This is a genomic window from Allobosea sp. 01N443 (genome assembly GCF_056399325.1).
Window position 1 is genome coordinate 1 of the sequence record NZ_JBFTRC010000367.1, and the last position, 1,913, is coordinate 1,913.

Sequence of the window (1,913 nt, forward strand, 5' to 3'; positions counted from 1 at the left end):
AAGGAGATCAACGCCGCCCTCAACGCCTTCATCGACAAGATCAGGGCCAATGGCGAGCTCCAGAAAGTCTACGACAAGTGGATGAAGGTTCCCGTCCACAAGTTCCCCGACAGCCTCGAAGGCATCTCCTTCTCCGCAAGCTGAGCGCGCTGCTCGCTCGCTCCTTCAGATTTTGCCTGCAGGCCGGCCGCGTTGACTCCGGCCTGCACGCGCCTTGCCGCGCATGCGCGACGAGGCGCCAAGGATATCGACATGAGCAATCGCATCTACGTCCTCAACGGCCCCAATCTCAATCTGCTCGGCCAGCGCGAACCCGCGATCTACGGAACGACCACGCTCGATGAGGTTCGACAGCGCTGTATCGAGAAAGCCGGGACGCTGGGTTTCGAGATCGACTTCCGCCAGACGAATTTCGAGGGCGAGCTGGTGGAGAGCGTGCATCAGGCCCGCATCGAGGCGTGCGGGATCATCATCAATCCGGCCGGCTACACCTTCACCTCAATCGCGTTGCTCGATGCCCTCAAGATGTTCGACGGTCCGAAGATCGAGCTGCACATTTCCAACGTGCATGCCCGAGAGAGCATCTACCACAATTCGCTGATCTCCCGGACGGCGACCGGCATCCTGATCGGCTTCGGCGCAGCCGGTTACGAACTGGCGATCCAGGCCATGGCCGGCCTGGTCGGGCCCAGCTGATCCCTGCGCGCCATGCGGTCAGCGGCAGAGCATGCGAAGCACGGTCTCGATCGCGCTGAGCCGTCGGCGCTCGCGGGCTTCCGGCGCCCCCATGTCGTGCCCGAAGACCTGCTGGATGCTGGCCCGGTTGGAGACATTGTAGAAACTCAGCGCGCTGATCGTCAGATGGATGTCGATCGGGTCGAGACCCTCCCGAAACACTCCCTCGCGCAGTCCGCGCTCATAGACCTCGCCGATCATGTCGATGACCGAGAGGTTGAGATCCGCGATCTTGGGAGAGCTCTGGAGATGCCGGGCATGGTGGATGTTCTCGACCATGACGAGGYGGACGAAATCCGGATTGTCGGCGTGATAGTCGAAGGTGAAACCCGTCAGCGACACGATCGCTTCGCGCGGGGGCAGGGCAGCCAGATCGAGGCTGCGCTCGAAATTGCGGATCCGGGCATAGGCCTCCTCGAGCACGGCCCGGTAGAGTCCCTCCTTGTCGCCGAAATAATAGTAGATCATCCGCTTGCTGGTGGAGGTCTTCGCCGCGATCTCGTCGACCCTCGCACCACTCAGCCCATTCTCGACGAACTCGTCACGCGCGACCGCCAGGATATTGCGGCGAACGCCGTCGGGGTCCTGGGTCCAGCTCGCGGATTTTCGCGTGCCAGCCGGCCGCGCCGGCGAGGCCGGCATCTCATTCGTCTTGCGGCTTCCAAGCATGGACAGACCCCGGCGCCGACTGTGCGGCTGTAAATGAACCGTTCAGTTCAATTGACTTGACCAATTGAACCGTTTCGTACATTTAACATCGACAGGCGATCGCGCAAGCCGAACGATCGCTCATACTCAAGGCGCCCACCCAGAGGCGCTACCGCCAAAGACGGGAACCGGATCGACCCACTCAGAAGGTCGGCCGCTCAGGGAAGCGCCATGAACTACAAGCTTGATTTCACGCCTGTACTGGATGGGTTGCCGAGCCTTCTGACCGCCTGTCTGGGAACGCTGTTCCTGGCGCTCGGCGGCATGGTGCTGGCCATCGTCATCGGCATCGGCGGTGTTGTGCTGCGCGACTCGCGGATCAAACAGGTGCGCTGGCTGGTGATGGCTTTCGTCGAGCTGATCCGGAACACGCCCTTCCTGGTGCAGATCTATTTCATCTATTTCGCATTGCCGCTCCTGGGCGTGCGGCTCGACCCGACGCCGACGGCCATTATCGCGCTGGGCATCAA

At 61.8% G+C, this 1,913-nt stretch carries 3 protein-coding genes and 1 pseudogene; 3 read left to right on the forward strand and 1 reads right to left on the reverse strand.

Going from position 1 to position 1,913, the window contains the following annotated elements:
- Together AC1DRP_RS36360 and AC1DRP_RS36365 are read left to right on the forward strand one after the other, a co-directional pair.
- Positions 1–144 (forward strand): annotated as a pseudogene (locus AC1DRP_RS36360) (transporter substrate-binding domain-containing protein); the annotation flags it as partial.
- Positions 145–252: 108 nt separating this feature from the next.
- On the forward strand, positions 253–696 hold the full coding sequence (locus AC1DRP_RS36365; protein WP_441489912.1) for a type II 3-dehydroquinate dehydratase: 444 nt from the start codon (positions 253–255) through the stop codon (positions 694–696).
- 18 nt (positions 697–714) lie between these two features.
- On the opposite strand, the gene AC1DRP_RS36370 is transcribed toward AC1DRP_RS36365, so the two are convergent.
- On the reverse strand, positions 715–1,404 hold the full coding sequence (locus tag AC1DRP_RS36370; protein WP_476771112.1) for a TetR/AcrR family transcriptional regulator: 690 nt from the start codon (positions 1,402–1,404) through the stop codon (positions 715–717).
- 210 nt (positions 1,405–1,614) lie between these two features.
- Between AC1DRP_RS36370 and AC1DRP_RS36375 the strand changes: the two genes are divergently transcribed.
- Positions 1,615–1,913, forward strand: a 299-nt coding sequence (locus tag AC1DRP_RS36375) for an ABC transporter permease subunit (RefSeq protein ID WP_476771113.1), incomplete at its 3' end; no start/stop codon positions are given.

Coding starts and splice junctions, on each gene's coding strand:
- AC1DRP_RS36365 (WP_441489912.1), top strand. CDS start 253: ATGAGCAATCGCATCTACGTCCTCAACGGCCCCAATCTCAATCTGCTC.